This is a genomic window from Algoriphagus jejuensis (assembly GCF_039523455.1).
Lineage (GTDB): Bacteria > Bacteroidota > Bacteroidia > Cytophagales > Cyclobacteriaceae > Algoriphagus > Algoriphagus jejuensis.
In genome coordinates this window covers 43486-57722 of sequence record NZ_BAAAFI010000036.1, presented here as the reverse complement: position 1 = coordinate 57722, position 14237 = coordinate 43486, and the positions used below count along the sequence as shown (strand labels likewise).

11 protein-coding genes are annotated in these 14237 nt (G+C 49.4%); 1 reads left to right on the top strand and 10 read right to left on the bottom strand.

Annotated elements, in window-relative coordinates; genetic code table 11:
- Positions 1-246 precede the first annotated feature (246 nt).
- The 3 genes from ABD031_RS14795 to ABD031_RS14785 all read right to left on the bottom strand — a co-directional run bounded on the left by ABD031_RS14795 (position 247) and on the right by ABD031_RS14785 (position 4742).
- Positions 247-1344 (bottom strand): DUF4249 family protein, encoded by a 1098-nt coding sequence (locus ABD031_RS14795; RefSeq protein WP_343852821.1) that lies wholly within the window; start codon positions 1342-1344, stop codon positions 247-249.
- The gene (locus tag ABD031_RS14790) at positions 1337-3748 is read right to left on the bottom strand and encodes a TonB-dependent receptor (protein ID WP_343852819.1); all 2412 of its coding nucleotides are present in this window, start codon (positions 3746-3748) and stop codon (positions 1337-1339) included. The genes ABD031_RS14795 and ABD031_RS14790 overlap by 8 nt, the downstream gene beginning before the upstream one ends.
- A 175-nt stretch (positions 3749-3923) precedes the next feature.
- On the bottom strand, positions 3924-4742 hold the full coding sequence (locus ABD031_RS14785; protein WP_343852817.1) for a purine-nucleoside phosphorylase: 819 nt from the start codon (positions 4740-4742) through the stop codon (positions 3924-3926).
- Positions 4743-4838: 96 nt separating this feature from the next.
- Here ABD031_RS14785 and ABD031_RS14780 point away from each other — a divergent pair, with 96 nt between their 5' ends.
- Positions 4839-5363, top strand: coding sequence for an NADPH-dependent FMN reductase (locus tag ABD031_RS14780; protein WP_343852815.1), 525 nt, complete (start codon positions 4839-4841; stop codon positions 5361-5363).
- A gap of 3 nt (positions 5364-5366) precedes the next feature.
- Here the strand turns inward: ABD031_RS14780 and ftsZ are convergent, their stop codons facing one another.
- The 7 genes from ftsZ to murD all read right to left on the bottom strand — a co-directional run bounded on the left by ftsZ (position 5367) and on the right by murD (position 14237).
- Positions 5367-6989, bottom strand: coding sequence for a cell division protein FtsZ (ftsZ, locus tag ABD031_RS14775; RefSeq protein WP_343852813.1), 1623 nt, complete (start codon positions 6987-6989; stop codon positions 5367-5369).
- A 116-nt stretch (positions 6990-7105) separates the two neighbouring features.
- Positions 7106-8413, bottom strand: a complete 1308-nt coding sequence (ftsA, locus tag ABD031_RS14770) for a cell division protein FtsA (protein ID WP_343852811.1) — start codon at positions 8411-8413, stop codon at positions 7106-7108.
- 10 nt (positions 8414-8423) lie between these two features.
- Positions 8424-9179: a cell division protein FtsQ/DivIB gene (locus ABD031_RS14765; protein ID WP_343852809.1), complete on the bottom strand. Its 756-nt coding sequence runs from the start codon at positions 9177-9179 to the stop codon at positions 8424-8426.
- On the bottom strand, positions 9176-10582 hold the full coding sequence (gene murC, locus ABD031_RS14760; RefSeq protein ID WP_343852808.1) for a UDP-N-acetylmuramate--L-alanine ligase: 1407 nt from the start codon (positions 10580-10582) through the stop codon (positions 9176-9178). The genes ABD031_RS14765 and murC overlap by 4 nt, the downstream gene beginning before the upstream one ends.
- On the bottom strand, positions 10579-11688 hold the full coding sequence (gene murG / locus ABD031_RS14755) for an undecaprenyldiphospho-muramoylpentapeptide beta-N-acetylglucosaminyltransferase (RefSeq protein WP_343852826.1): 1110 nt from the start codon (positions 11686-11688) through the stop codon (positions 10579-10581). Before murG ends, murC begins: the two co-directional genes overlap by 4 nt.
- 12 nt (positions 11689-11700) lie before the next feature.
- On the bottom strand, positions 11701-12885 hold the full coding sequence (locus tag ABD031_RS14750; RefSeq protein ID WP_343852806.1) for an FtsW/RodA/SpoVE family cell cycle protein: 1185 nt from the start codon (positions 12883-12885) through the stop codon (positions 11701-11703).
- Positions 12882-14237: a UDP-N-acetylmuramoyl-L-alanine--D-glutamate ligase gene (murD, locus tag ABD031_RS14745; protein ID WP_343852804.1), complete on the bottom strand. Its 1356-nt coding sequence runs from the start codon at positions 14235-14237 to the stop codon at positions 12882-12884. The genes ABD031_RS14750 and murD overlap by 4 nt, the downstream gene beginning before the upstream one ends.

Here is a 14237-nt window from a genome sequence, read left to right as displayed (position 1 = left end):
GGATTATATGGGAGCCAAAAAGTAAGGTTTGGACGTTAGACAAGAGACTATAGAAAACCTCATCAGGATTGGTGAGGTTTTTTTGTGCATATGCGGAAAATGAATGCTCTGCCCCCAGGTCTTTTTGACTGATTCGCATCGCAATTGAATATCGAACACCGAATGTCGAATCATGATTAGCTAGGGAAACTACCGGACGACCTTTGACCCCGCCAATTTTCGACCTTCCAATCTTTCAATCCCTTCTTACTGATCAAACCACCAACTGGGAAAATACATCACGCTGTTGGGAAAGGCTCCGCAGGTCAGGCAAGTGGGATCGTATTGATCTCGGGCTTTGCCGGGTTGATATTCACAGATTTTTTCCAAATAGTACGGCACATCCGCCAAGGTCGTGTAAATGCGGGTCATTTTGGCTTTGGACACTTCAAAATAGCCCAGCACCACCTCATCGGGGTCATTGACGCTGTACATATTGCCCTTGATTGGAGCGGGGGGCGTGTCAAAGACTGACCCGGTGTTGTTCACGATTTCGCGGACTCGTCTCCAATATTCGTAGGCATCTTTGGAGATGCTCAGTTGTCGGACGTTAAAGTAGTGACGACTGAGAAAGGACTGATCTACCAGCTTTTTGGCGACGATTTGGGTGATTTTGGTGCCAGGAGCGTCGAGCAAGTCTCCATTTACCAGAGTGATCCGCTCCGGTTCGGGGAAGCCGAAAACCACACAGGGAGGCGGAGGAGTGTTAAAAGGATTTGGGAAAAAAGTCAGATCCCAGTAGTACGCATTATCCACCATCCAGCGCAGGTAGTAGTCCCCCACCTGATCCGGTAGCGTTGCTTCAGTTCGAATCACCACTTGCGCCGCATCGGGATTGTCCTCTGAGCGGGTCCGCTCAAAGGAAAAACTCAATTCATCGGAACCAATCACTTCAGGGATAGCCTGTGGCACCGACCTAAAGTCCCAGCCTCCTGACGATACCTCCAAATAGTACCGGGCATCGGGCGACTCGTGCCGAAAGCCCTCCAGTACATATACCCCTGGATTGGGCTGTTGGTAGTACCACGTGCTTCCGGTAGTCTCATCCACCAGTTTAACCTGGGCTGCTGGAAATGGTCTTGGCTTGTCGTCCAGCGTGTAATTGCCATCAACAAGCAAGGGTTCGCGGTCAATCGATGTCGTCAGGGACAAGTACACGATCTGCGGCTCATCCAGATCGGTCAGGAGTCCGGACACAATCAGCCGCTCGTTTTCTGCCTTGTCGAGCTTGAAATCAATCTGCTCCACACAGGAATTGAACGCCAATAACACGATAAATAAACCTGTGATTTTTCGCTTAGTCATTGTCACCTCCAAACTGAATGCTGTATGAAATAGAAGGAAAAATCGAACCCAAAATCGCCAGTCGATACGGTCTCAACTGCTGGGAATCTCCATCTTTTTTCCAAAAAACCGAATAGGCATTTTTCCTCCCAAATAAATTATAAATACCAAAATTCAGACTGTCTCCTTTCTTGGAAAAGACCTTCTCTACCGTGTAGGAAATATCCACTCGAAAATAATCCGGGATTCGATATTTATTTCGCGAAGAGTAATCGGGCACCACCAGACCTCCATTCAAAATATAAGAGGCATTGACCGCACTGACGGGCCTGCCGGTGGAGTAATTGACAGCGAGGTTAAATAACCCTCGCGGATACATCTTGCGACTCAGGATGAAGTTGACCTCATGAGGCTTGTCGTAGTTAGAGGGAAACTGTTCGTTGCCGTTGATTTGCTCGTCTTCAAACATGCTTTCCGAAGTAAAAAAAGACCGTGAATAGGTGTAAGCCAGCCAGCCGGTCACTTTTCCAAGATTTTTCTTGATCAAAAACTCAGCGCCGTACGCTTCTCCCTGCCCAAAAACCAGCTCGGTTTCCATGTGTGGATTCAGGAAGATTTGCGCAAAATCACGGTACTCAACCTGGTTTTGGCTCGTTCGGTAAAAGGCATCGATGGAATATTCCCAGCTGTTGTCCTTCGAATTTTTGAATATCCCGAGGGAAAAATTATCAGACCGCTGAGGCGGGATGTAGGTGGTGCTCAGCTGCCAAAGGTCAATCGGTGTCGGACCAAACGTATTGGAGATGGACTGAATGTATTGAAAAAGCCGGGCATAGCTCAGCTTGACCGAAAGTGTGGGATTTAGGTTTTGACGCAAGGAAAACCTTGGCTCTAGACCGGAGTAGGATTTTATTTTTCCAGAGGAATAAACCTTCTCCCCGATGATCTCATCTGCGCTGATTGGGGCATTTTCCTTGTATTGGTACACCGTGTCGGGTGCGAGTTGGGAGTAAGTCGAGTAGCGCAATCCTGCCACGAAGCCGGTGTTTTTTCCCAACTCATACTCCATGGTCAGAAATCCAGAAAACTCGATTCCACGCTCCTTGCCCACCTGAACTTGCTCAACTCCAGAAGCCTCGTCAAACGGCAGCATTTGCTCAGGCTTCCCCTTATAGTAGACTCCTTCCACACCGGCGGTCAAAGCAAGGATATCATCCGCCCAAACCGCAGAAAACTTACCCTGTTGATAGCGCATGCCATTTTCTACCCGCGCAGCATCGACTCCTTCCGGATCAAAAAAGGCATTGTCAAAATTGCCGTCAGCGACTAGGGCACTGACAGAAATATTTTCCGACACGACTCCTTTGTACTTCAATGAGCTGATTCGATTCGCCCAATCGTAGCCAAACTGGTCCGCAAACTGGAACTCATCACCAGTGACCAAGGTATTCGCTTCGAGCACCTGCCCTTTGCCAAGATCCCAGCTGAGGCCGATGTACCCGTCGTAGAAGTTCAGCCTGCTGTTTTGAACGTCCAAATCCCGAGCTTGCCCCAGCAGCCAGTTCACATTGGACAGGCGCCCTCCCAGGATCAGCGAAACTTTGTCAGTCACCACGGGACCTTCGAGGAGAATTTTCGCATTGGAGGTCCCTAGGCCGACTTGGCCCTGCCAACTTTCTTTGCTGCCTGGGCGCATCAGGATATTCAGCGCCGATCCAGCTCTTCCTCCAAAGTTTGCAGGCAGATTCCCCTTGTACAGCGTGAAGATCTCCGTCACGTCGGTATTGAATCCGGAGAGAAAGCCGAGCGCATGGTTGGAACTGAGCACCAGCGCTTCGTTCATCAGGAGCAGATTTTGGTCGGCTTTGGCACCTCGGACATTAATCCCAGATGTCCCTTCGCCGACCGAGCTCACACCCGGTAAAAGTTGCAGCCCTTTGAAGATGTCTGCCTCGCCGAGAAAGGCGGGAATGGCCCGCAGCTCCGTCGTCGTCAACTTGGTAACTCCGGTGATGGGGTTGCGCACATTCCGATCCGGCTCTTCGGACAGGACAACCACCCCCTCGAGTTCGTAGGATTTCTCGACCATCGCCAGGTTGACCACGCCGTTTTCATAAAGTAGGATTGTCGTAAAAATCGGAACATTGGAAACATGACGAAAGACAACCCGATGCTCTCCCGGGGCGACCTGTAAAAAATACGTCCCAAAGCGGTCTGTGCTGACTCCGGTAAACAAACCGTCGACATGAACGCCAACTCCCTGAAGCGGCTCTCCACTTTCTTTGGCTGTAATTTTACCGGTCAGTATGTAAGTCTTGGGATGTGCTCCGTCTTTTTTTCCGAAGGAAAAAGAAAGAGAATCGGTTTGGGAATAAACGGCCAGGTGACAACTCAAAAAGAATGCAAACAGGGCAATTCGCTTCATATCCTTCCAAACTACGAAATATTCTAAACTCTACTATTCCATTCAGAAAATAGAGCGGGAAAGAAAGAGTCAAGTTATCGAGAGAAACGAAGACCTCAAAAAAGCAGGTGGTGGAGATCACAAATCCCCAATTCTCCCAAAATTCAACCCTTCAGAAAGCCGCAAATTTCAGCCCCTACAATCCTTTCACCAACTCCCGGATAATCAAACTCATCGCTGGTTCGGCTTTGGCAGCTGCGGCAAGTACATCGGACAACGCTACTTTGTGAATCCTTCCTTCGACACCCAGATCAGTGATCGCAGAGATCCCAAAGACCTCCATGCCGGAATGCCTGGCCACCAACACCTCTGGCACGGTGCTCATCCCCACCACATCCCCTCCGATGATCCTAAAGTACTTGTATTCGGCGGGCGTCTCCAGATTAGGCCCTTCAACTCCCACATACACTCCGCTGTGTATTTTAAGCCCATGCGTATCAGCTATTGTCAGCGCTTTTTCGATCAAGTCCAAAGAATACGTATCACTCATGTCCGGGAATCTCGGCCCCAACTCCTCATAGTTTATGCCTCTGAGGGGATTTTCTGAAAACATATTGATATGATCATTGATGATCATCACCTCGCCCACTTCCTGCGTCGGATTCAAGCCACCACAGGCATTGCTTACAATCAGAGTCTCCACTCCGAGCTTTTTCATCACACGCACCGGCAAGGTCACTTCCTTCATGGAGTAGCCCTCGTAGTAGTGGAATCTGCCTTTCATTGCGACTACTTTCTTTCCCGAGAGGGTGCCGAAAATCAATTTTCCGGAGTGGCTTTCCACCGTGGAAAGTGGAAAATGTGGAATATCCTTGTAGTCAATCTCTAGCTCGACCTCGATCTGATCGCCCAAATTGCCCAGTCCTGTGCCCAAAATAATCCCAATGGGAACGGCTGAAGGATGTAACTTTTGGATAAATGAAGCTGCATCCAGAATTTGCTTGAGGTAGTCCATAGCTTATATTTGATTTTAGGCTAAAGATATAAGATTGGTTCTGGCGTAGAACTTTTCGATGGGCTTGCTTGTATAGGAAAAAGAAAAAATACTCCCATGATCAAAATCATCGTAGGCACAAACCGGAAAAACTCCCTCTCGAAAGTCATAGCTCTGCTCTATCAGGAGGTGCTCGTCGCCCGAGGTGCCGAATCAGAGATTTTGGAGCTGGAGCATTTGCCAGCAGATTTCATCGAAACAGCACTCTACGAAAACAACGGAAGAAATGAAGGCTACAACGCCTTTCACAGCAAAGTAAAAGCCGGGACAAAGTTTGTCTTCATCGTGCCGGAATACAATGGATCCTTTCCGGGCATCCTAAAATCCTTCATAGACGGAATGACTTATCCGAATACCTTCCGGAACAAAAAATGTGCTTTGGTGGGAATATCATCTGGAATAGGCGGGGGTGGCATCGCTTTGAGCCACCTCACCGACATCTTCCATTATCTGGGTATGCACGTCCTCGCTCTCAAGCCGAAGCTTGCTAAAATAGAGCAAAATATGTCAGATAACCTGCTCACCAACAGGCTGTATGTGGACTTGCTACATACCCAGGCAGACATGCTGCTTGAATTTTAGGACTTAGTCCACATTATCATGCAGAAATCTGTTGTTGCCTAGAATCTCATTCTCGTCGTTCAGATTATACTTGCTGACCGCAGTTTCCGAACTGTGCTGTGGCTCATTGAGAACAACATTCTTACGCTGATACGCAGGCACGCTCATTTTTTCCTTGAGATCCTCTGGGCTTGGGTTGATCGTACGTGTTCCTTTCAGTTTTTCAAACCGCTCGTGCGCGCGCTGAATCGCTTTTTGCTTCATCTGCTCGTAGAAATCGTTGGCAAATGCAGGCTGCACCGGTTCAGCTTCTCTAGGCACTGGCTTTTTACCCGGCTCGTCATCGAGATGGAACACGATCTTTTCAGGCTTTGGTTCTTCAGCTACTGGCTCCGGCGCTTCTACTTCCTTCACCGCTGCTGTAAACTCGACTTCCTGCTCCTCTTTCTCTTCTGCTATCGGCTTGACTGGAGTTGGGACAGGAGATTTTGGAAAGCTAAACGTAAAGGTAGATCCACCTGCAATCGGCTCCTCTTTCACTTGCTCGCTCTTGCCTGAATCAAGGTTAATTACCGTTTTGACCACTTCCGGAGTAATACCTTTCTTGCTCGCTACGGGATTGGCAAATGCAGAAACCGGAGCAGCATGCTCTCTGTTTCTAGGCTTGTCAGTTAGTTTGTCCATTTCGAACCCTGTAGCAATGACAGTTACGCGTATGGCTTTGCCCAATTCAGGATCGATGCCCTGACCGAAGATCACTTCAGCATTGTCACCGGCCTTTTCTTGAATGTACTCGGTGATCTCACTGAGTTCGTCCATTGACAGCTCCTCATCCTCTCCCGACATGATCGAAAGGAGGATTTTTTGCGCCCCTTTGATGTCCACATTATTGAGCAATGGAGAAGAGATCGCTGCACCGGCGGCACGGATTGCCCGGCCTTCGCCGTCCTCAGTAGCAGAGCCCATTACGGCAGCTCCAGCGTCTTTCATGACGGTCTTCACATCTTCGAAATCGACGTTGACATCCTGATGGATGGTGATGATTTCGGCGATGGATTTGGCTGCGGTGCTCAGGATGTTGTCAGCTTTGCTGAAAGCGGTACGGATAGCGAGGTTACCATAGATTTCTCTCAGCTTGTCATTGAGGATCACGAGCACCGTATCGCAATTTTCGCGAAGGGATTCGATTCCTTGCTGTGCCACGTTCATTTTCTTTTTGCCCTCAAACATGAACGGAGCCGTCACGATGCCGACGGTCAGGATGTTCAGTTCTTTGGCGATTCGAGCGACGACCGGTGCTGCGCCGGTACCGGTGCCACCACCCATTCCTGCGGTAATGAATACCATCTTGGTATTATCGGCCAACAATTCGCGGATTTCCTGTTCCGATTCGATCGCAGCATTTCTGCCTTGCTCGGGATTGGCTCCTGCCCCCAGACCTTCGGTCAGGTTGGCACCGAGTTGCAACCTCAAGGGCACTGGACTGGACTTCAATGCTTGTGCGTCTGTGTTGACCACGACAAACTCAACATCTTTGATGCCTTGGCCATACATGTGGTTTACGGCGTTGCTGCCGCCGCCTCCTACACCAATTACCTTGATAATTGATTTCTGATTTTTTGGGAGGTCAAATCTGTAATCTTTCATGTTATCTGACATATTATTTAGTTTGGTGAAATATTCTTTGGTTGTTTTTTTTAAAAAGGGTGAAAAAAAGAAATGGAATCCTGCGCTTAGTATCTCCCTGATCATAAGTTCTAGTGCTAATATTCTTCTCCGATATCGTCTGAGATAATTGTCTTCAGACGCTCTGTGATACTTTTAAAGAAACTAGTTGCGATAGCCTCCCGCTTGACCATATTCTTGGGAAGTGCCTCTTTGGCCTCTTTTTTCTTTCGGTAGATTTCCTCGCGGTCATCCAAGGCTTTGAAGCCTGCCAATACCAGACCGACGGAGGTAGCATACATCGGGCTTTTCACCTCCTCGATCACCGTCTTGCCGAGGTGCTCGTTGGGGTGACCAATGCGTGTGTCGAGTCCCGTGGTATATTCAAACAGCTGAGAAATGAACTGCAATTGCGAACCTCCGCCAGTCAGGACGATTCCTCCCGCCAGCTTTTTGTAATAGCCGCTTTGCATGATTTCATTTTGAACGATCTCGATGATTTCCTCCATTCTGGCCTGAATGATCGAGGCCAGGTTGCGGAGGGAGATCTCTTTTGGAGATCTGTTTCGCAACCCCGGAATCGAGACGATTTCATTTGGACTTGCTTCCTCTTTGATTGCCTTTCCAAATTTGGTTTTAAGCATCTCTGCTTGGTTCTGCATCAACATGCATCCATCCTTGATATCGGAGGTGATGATATTTCCTCCCAAGGGGATGACTGCTGTGTGGCGGATGATATTTTCGTAGAAAATCGCAATGTCGGTCGTGCCACCACCGATGTCCACCAGACAAACTCCTGCCTCTTTTTCCTCATCACTGAGGACGGAAAGCGAGCTTGCCAGCGGCTCCAAGATCAGCTGTTTGGACTCCAAGCTTGCTTTTCTGACGCATTTGTTGATGTTATGGATCGCCGTAGTCTGTGCCGTGATGATATGAAAATCCGCCTCCAGACGCGTGCCAGCCATACCGACGGGATCTTTGATTCCTCCCTCGTAGTCCACTGTATAGTCCTGCGGCATCACATGGATAATACTGTTGCCCGGGGGAACGACGATGTTGCGCATATCGGAGGAAAGCCTGCGGACGTCCTCCACCGTGATCTCATCTTCCGTAGGTGTACGCATGATGCTACCATGCATGATCTTGCTCTGGATATGCTGTCCCGCGATCCCGACGATTACGTCAACAATATCTACGTCAGCCATTTCCGAGCAATCATCCACGGCTTTCTGGATCGCATGAACAGTCTTTTCGATATTGGTCACGATGCCACGCTCCACCCCATCTGACACCGCTTTTCCCATTCCGAGAACTTCGAGCTTGCCGAATTCATTCTTGCGGCCGATGATTGCGCATATTTTCGTGGTTCCTATGTCCAGTCCTACGATAAGATTGTCGTTTTCCATACCCTTGCTATTATTCACAAACAATTTGATTCTTAAATTTTACGCTGATCCGCTCGTAAGCATTCCAACCTTTTCTTGGTAATATCTCTTTGTAGAGCACTTCGATCCTTCTGAACTTGCTCTCAATATCAAGCGCATCTCCCAGCTCGATCACCTGTTTTCCGACCTGCTGATGCAGGCGGATGTCGTCTTTTTTGTTGATCTCCAACTCAGTCACCTGCGCACTCCAAAACTCATCTTCTGTCACAAAGTGAATCAAGGGCATCAGCTCCGGCATCTCATCCACACTTCCCTGATCCATCAATTTCTCCGCATAGTCGCCCTCCAGAATCAGCACACGGCTGGTATAGGTAGGTGAAGTCGGAATGATCAGACCTTCCATGGTGATGTAGCCATCCGCTCCCAAGGGTCTCGCGATCCTAGCAATCGGCTCGTGCTGCTTTATAGTCACTTCCAAGATGCCTTTATGTCCAATTGAAGCCTGTACCGCTTTAATAAAAGGATGGCCGGCAAGTCTTTTTTCCACCGCTGACAAGGGGATCTCCGTAACCGGAAGCCCAGCTTTCAAGATTGGAAAAGCCGCATAGATGATCTCCTCAATCTCCTTTTCCTCTACAAAATATACCCCGCTTACAGCCTCTAGATCGATCTCCAAACCACCAAAAGATTTATGCTGGGCCTGCTTTTCCACAAAACCTATAAACCCGACCAATACCAGGCAAAGGGTCACAAATCCGAGCGCTTTCTTCAATTTTGTCCTTTTCATGCTTCATCGGGTTTTGTCCTCGAATTCATCCAAGCCGCGATACCCGGCACCAGGCGGTCAATATCTCCCGCACCCATAGTCACCAAAACCTCAGGCTGCGATTCCTTCAGGTAATCCATCACCTTTGCTTTTTCCATCATTATTTTCTTCCCCGTATGGATGCCGTCCAGCAGCATTGCTGAGTTCACCCCTTCTATGGGTTTCTCTCGTGCGGGATAAATGTCCAGAAGAACGACCTCATCGGCGAGCGAGAGGCTTTCGGAAAATCCAGCTGCAAAATCTCTCGTCCGTGAGAACAGATGCGGCTGAAATACCACCGTTAGTCGCTGTGTTGGATACATAGCCCTAACTGAGCTGAGACAAGCCTTGATTTCTTCCGGATGGTGGGCGTAGTCGTCTATGTAGATGTGGCCCGGCACAGATGAATGAATCTCGAAACGACGCTTTACCCCACGAAAGGACTTGACGCCCGCTCGGACCTGCTCCTCGGTGACACCATGATCCACGGCAATGGCGATGGCTGCCAAGGCATTTTCAACATTGTGAAAACCAGGAATGTGCAGCTCCAGACCTTTGATCTGCACCTTCAATCCCATGTAGTCAAACAGAAATATGCCCGGCTTGGCGATGATATTGTCGGCGTGAATACCAGACGATCTTAGGCCATATTCTCTGATCGCCGCAGGAATGTCCAGCCCCTCTCCCATGCGGTACCAGGCGTGGGATTGGATGTAGAGTTTTCCTTTCTTGTCCAAAAGCTTCACAAAATCCCTAAATCCGTCCAAGATGGATGACTCATCGCCATAGATGTCCAAGTGATCTGGATCGGCACTGGTGACGACGGCTTCGTTCGGAAAAAGCCGCAGGAACGATCGGTCAAACTCATCCGCTTCTACTACCACAAGGGTAGGCTCCTTGGACTTGCCTGGCAAAATCAAGTTGCTGTTATAGTTCTGAGTGATCCCGCCCAAGAATGCCGCGACCGGCTTACCTGCTGATTTCAGCAGGTGAGCGACCAAGGCGGAAGTGCTCGTCTTTCCGTGCGTGCCTGCCACCGCTATCGTGTGGTATTCCTTAGTAATCATCCCCAAAACTTCCGAGCGCTTTTTGAGGGGATAATGCGCCTGAAAGAAATTCAACAGCACACTTTCCTTCGGAATTGCCGGAGTCCAGACCACCAAAACCTCATCGGGGTTGGTGGTGAAATCAAACGGGATCTCCACGGTCGAATCCTGAAAGCTGATCATCATGCCTTCCTTCTCCAGCTCCTCGGTCAAAGGCGATGGGGTCTTGTCGTATCCCGCAACAGGATAGCCCTCGTGTCGGAACCATCGCGCCAAGGCACTCATACCAATGCCGCCGATTCCGAGGAAGTAGACCTTATTTATACCTTTGAATGTCATTTGACCAGTTTTTCCAGTTCGTTCACAATAGCATCAGCCGCATCGGGCTTTGCCAATTCCTTCATATTTTTTCCAAGTGCACCTGCCAATTCCGGCGTTTGCACCAGTTCTTCGATCTTGCTCTTCAATTGCCCTACGGCCTCGTAATCCCGAAGCAGCAAAGCTGCCTTGTGGTTCACATAAGCCATGGCGTTTTTGGTTTGGTGATCCTCGGCCACGTTTGGAGAGGGGATGAAAATCACCGGCTTCCCAACCAGGCTGAGTTCGGATACCGACAAAGCTCCGGCTCTCGACACGATCACATCTGCGGCTGCATAAGCCAAGTCCATCTCGCGGATGAATTCCCGCAACTGAATGTGCTTCAGACCGGATTGCTCGAGTTGGGCTTGCATTTCCTTGAAGTAAAATTTTCCACACTGCCAAAGCACCTGATAGCCGCCTGCTTCGAGTTTTTTCATGTCTTTCAGCACCGCTTGATTCAGTGTTCTGGCTCCCAAAGAGCCTCCCAAAACCAGGATCGTCTTTCGGCCTGAGGTTAATCCAAAATGCTCGAATGCCTTCTCTTGCTTGCCTGACAAGTCCAGGATGTCCTTTCTCACGGGATTGCCGGTGAGCTGGATTTTTTCCGCGGGGAAAAATCTGTCCATCTCGGGATAGGCCACGCAGATTGTTTTGGCTCTTTTGGCCAACAGTTTATTGGTCAAGCCTGCATAGGAGTTTTGCTCCTGCACGAGGGTTGGGATTCTTTTCTTTTGCGCAGTATAAAGCACAGGTCCACTGGCATATCCACCGACACCGACGACGGCATCCGGGCGGAAATCCTTCACGATCCCCGAAGCAATGCTCAGGCTTTTCAACAGCTTAAAAGGAAAGCTCAGGTTGTCTACCGTCAAGCTGCGCTGCAATCCGGCAACTGGCAGTCCTTTGATTTGATAGCCTGCTTCCGGTACTTTTTGCATCTCCATCTTTCCCAAGGCACCCACAAACAAAATCTCACTGTCAGGATGTTTTTCCATCCAGGCATTGGCAATGGCAATAGCGGGATAGATGTGTCCGCCGGTGCCACCACCACTGATGAGAATTCGATATGTTGACTTGGTGTTAATGGTATTTTGGGTTTATGCTGTCCTCAATCTGTTATTAGTTCTAGTCACTTCCGGTACGGCTGTAATCACCTCGTCCGAGTGATCTCCCCTGCTCACGCTCAGGATAATCCCCAAAGCAGTTCCGGTGAACACCAAGGACGTCCCTCCCATGCTCAAGAGCGGAAGTGGCAACCCGGTAATCGGCCCCAATCCGACCGCGACGGCCATATTAACCATCGCCTGAATGACCAGGGCAAAACTCAAACCTGCGGAAAGTAATCCCCCGAAGGCCTTATTGGAATTGGCGACGATGCGCATGCCGCGATAGAGCAAAGCGAGGTAAAGGAACAGAACCGTGGCGCCGCCGACCATGCCATACTCTTCGATAATTATCGCATAGATAAAATCCGAATATGGGTGCGGTAGGGAATTTCGCTGTTCGCTATTGCCGGGTCCTTTACCGGAAATCCCACCCGTAGCAATCGCGATATAGGATTGTTCCGCTTGAAAAGGGATCTTGCTGTCGTCCTCCTTGGATTCCCAAAACGTCTCGATCCGTGACGTGAAAGTATTTCCTCTTTGACCTACCAATACCGCCATCGTAAGCCCCATTATACCAACCATTACGACCAGCCCCAGGAATTTCACCGGTACTCGGCCAATAAACATGATCAGCAAGCAGGTAACCAACAAGAGGATCGCGGTGGACATATTGGCGAGGCCAATCAGACCGCAGATCACGCCGATTGCCAAGATGATTGGAAGGAAAGTCCCTGTAAAATCCTTGATGTTACTTTGACCCTTGGCCAACATAGCCGCCAAGGCTGCGATCAGGGAAAGCTTGGCCAAATCGGAAGGTTGGAAGGCTTGATTGATCACCGGGATGGTTAGCCAGCGATTGGCTTCATTGATATTGGAGCCAAACATGTAGGTGAACAACAACAGCGGAATAGACAAATACATAAACAGACGGGCATAAAGCGCATATTTTCGGTACGGCATCTTGTGCGCAAGCCACATCACAAAAAGCGAGAGGAAAACCAAGAAGGAATGACGGAACAGGTACAGCTCAGTATTGCCGCCGGCGGTCTTGTAGGCCAGCGTCCCGGTAGCGGAATACACGACCATGATGCTGAACATAGACAGCAAGATCACGATCGCCCAGATGATGGGATCGCCCTTAAAATTCTCGTCTATCCATGCTTTTACCGCTGTCATGCTTGTTGTTTTTCATTTAATTCCAAGACCGCCGCGCTAAATTGCTCCCCGCGATCTTCATAATTCTTGAATAAATCGAAGCTGGCGCATGCTGGTGAAAGCAAGACCACTTCTCCGCTTTCAGCCAATTCATTCCCCCAGCTTACCGCTTCGCGGATGTCCTGAGTTTCTTTAATTTCTGAGATGATTCCTGAGAAAGCCTTCTTCAACTTCTCATTGTTTTTGCCCAGGCAAATGAGAACTTTTACTTTGCCGGCATCCACCAGCCCATTCAAAACCGAATAGTCATTGCCCTTGTCCACGCCCCCGGCAATCCAGATCATCGGATCAGTAAAGCTCCCTAAGGCATAGAAAGTCGCTTCTACATTGGTGCCCTTGCTGTCGTTGACAAAGCGAACACCGCCTACTTCCCGGATCAGCTCCATGCGGTGCGGAGCATTTTTGAAAGTCCCAAATCCAGCGTTCAGCTGCTCCTCCGTCAGACCTGCCAGCACTGCGGCTGTGCCTGCGCAAAGTGCATTCAGTACATTGTGCTTCCCTTTGATCGAAAGCGCTGAAACTGGAATTGTGAAAAACTCCCCAGCAGCTGAAATCTCAAGGCTATCTCCATTGCTAAAGCCGCCTTTTCGTTGCCGCTCTGCCAGCGATACCCAATGAAATTCAGGCTTTAGTTTCTTCAACTCAAACCCTTTTTGCGTCAGGGGATCTTCCAGATAGACGATACCCTTTTGCTGATCAGTCATGTTTTTGAACAGACTCATCTTCGAAAGGATGTAATTCTCAATCCGATACTCGTACCGATCCAAGTGATCGGGCGTGATATTGGTCAGAATCGCTATCTCCGGCCTGAAAGCCTGAAAACCGTCGATCTGAAAACTCGAAACCTCAATCACCCACCAGTCGTGGTCACGCTGCACCAACTGGCCAGCCCAGCTTTTACCGACATTTCCGGCCAAGCCGACATCGTACCCCGCTTCTTTGAGCAAGTGATAGGTCAAAAGCGTAGTAGTCGTTTTCCCGTTAGTTCCGGAAATGGCGATTACCTTACCCGTACTGAACTGATAGGCAAATTCCAACTCATCAATCACGGGAATACCCTGTGCCATCGCAGACGTTACCAGAGGGGCTTTGTCCGGGATACCCGGACTCTTGATGATCAGATCACAAGCGAGGATCCTTGCCTCGTCATGCCCACCTTCTTCGAAGTCGATCCCAAATACCTGGAGCGTGTTTTTCCTTTCCTCAGAAATAAGACCCAAATCAGAAACCCAAACCCCATAGCCTTCCCGTCTTGCGAGCATAGCTGCTCCCAATCCACTTTCTCCGGCTCCTAGGATGGCGATCTGTTTCAT

Coding starts and splice junctions, on each gene's coding strand:
- ABD031_RS14795 (WP_343852821.1), bottom strand. CDS start 1,344: ATGACTAAGCGAAAAATCACAGGTTTATTTATCGTGTTATTGGCGTTC.
- ABD031_RS14790 (WP_343852819.1), bottom strand. CDS start 3,748: ATGAAGCGAATTGCCCTGTTTGCATTCTTTTTGAGTTGTCACCTGGCC.
- ABD031_RS14785 (WP_343852817.1), bottom strand. CDS start 4,742: ATGGACTACCTCAAGCAAATTCTGGATGCAGCTTCATTTATCCAAAAG.
- ABD031_RS14780 (WP_343852815.1), top strand. CDS start 4,839: ATGATCAAAATCATCGTAGGCACAAACCGGAAAAACTCCCTCTCGAAA.
- ftsZ (WP_343852813.1), bottom strand. CDS start 6,989: ATGAAAGATTACAGATTTGACCTCCCAAAAAATCAGAAATCAATTATC.
- ftsA (WP_343852811.1), bottom strand. CDS start 8,413: ATGGAAAACGACAATCTTATCGTAGGACTGGACATAGGAACCACGAAA.
- ABD031_RS14765 (WP_343852809.1), bottom strand. CDS start 9,179: ATGAAAAGGACAAAATTGAAGAAAGCGCTCGGATTTGTGACCCTTTGC.
- murC (WP_343852808.1), bottom strand. CDS start 10,582: ATGACATTCAAAGGTATAAATAAGGTCTACTTCCTCGGAATCGGCGGC.
- ABD031_RS14750 (WP_343852806.1), bottom strand. CDS start 12,885: ATGACAGCGGTAAAAGCATGGATAGACGAGAATTTTAAGGGCGATCCC.
- murD (WP_343852804.1), bottom strand. CDS start 14,237: ATGAAACAGATCGCCATCCTAGGAGCCGGAGAAAGTGGATTGGGAGCA.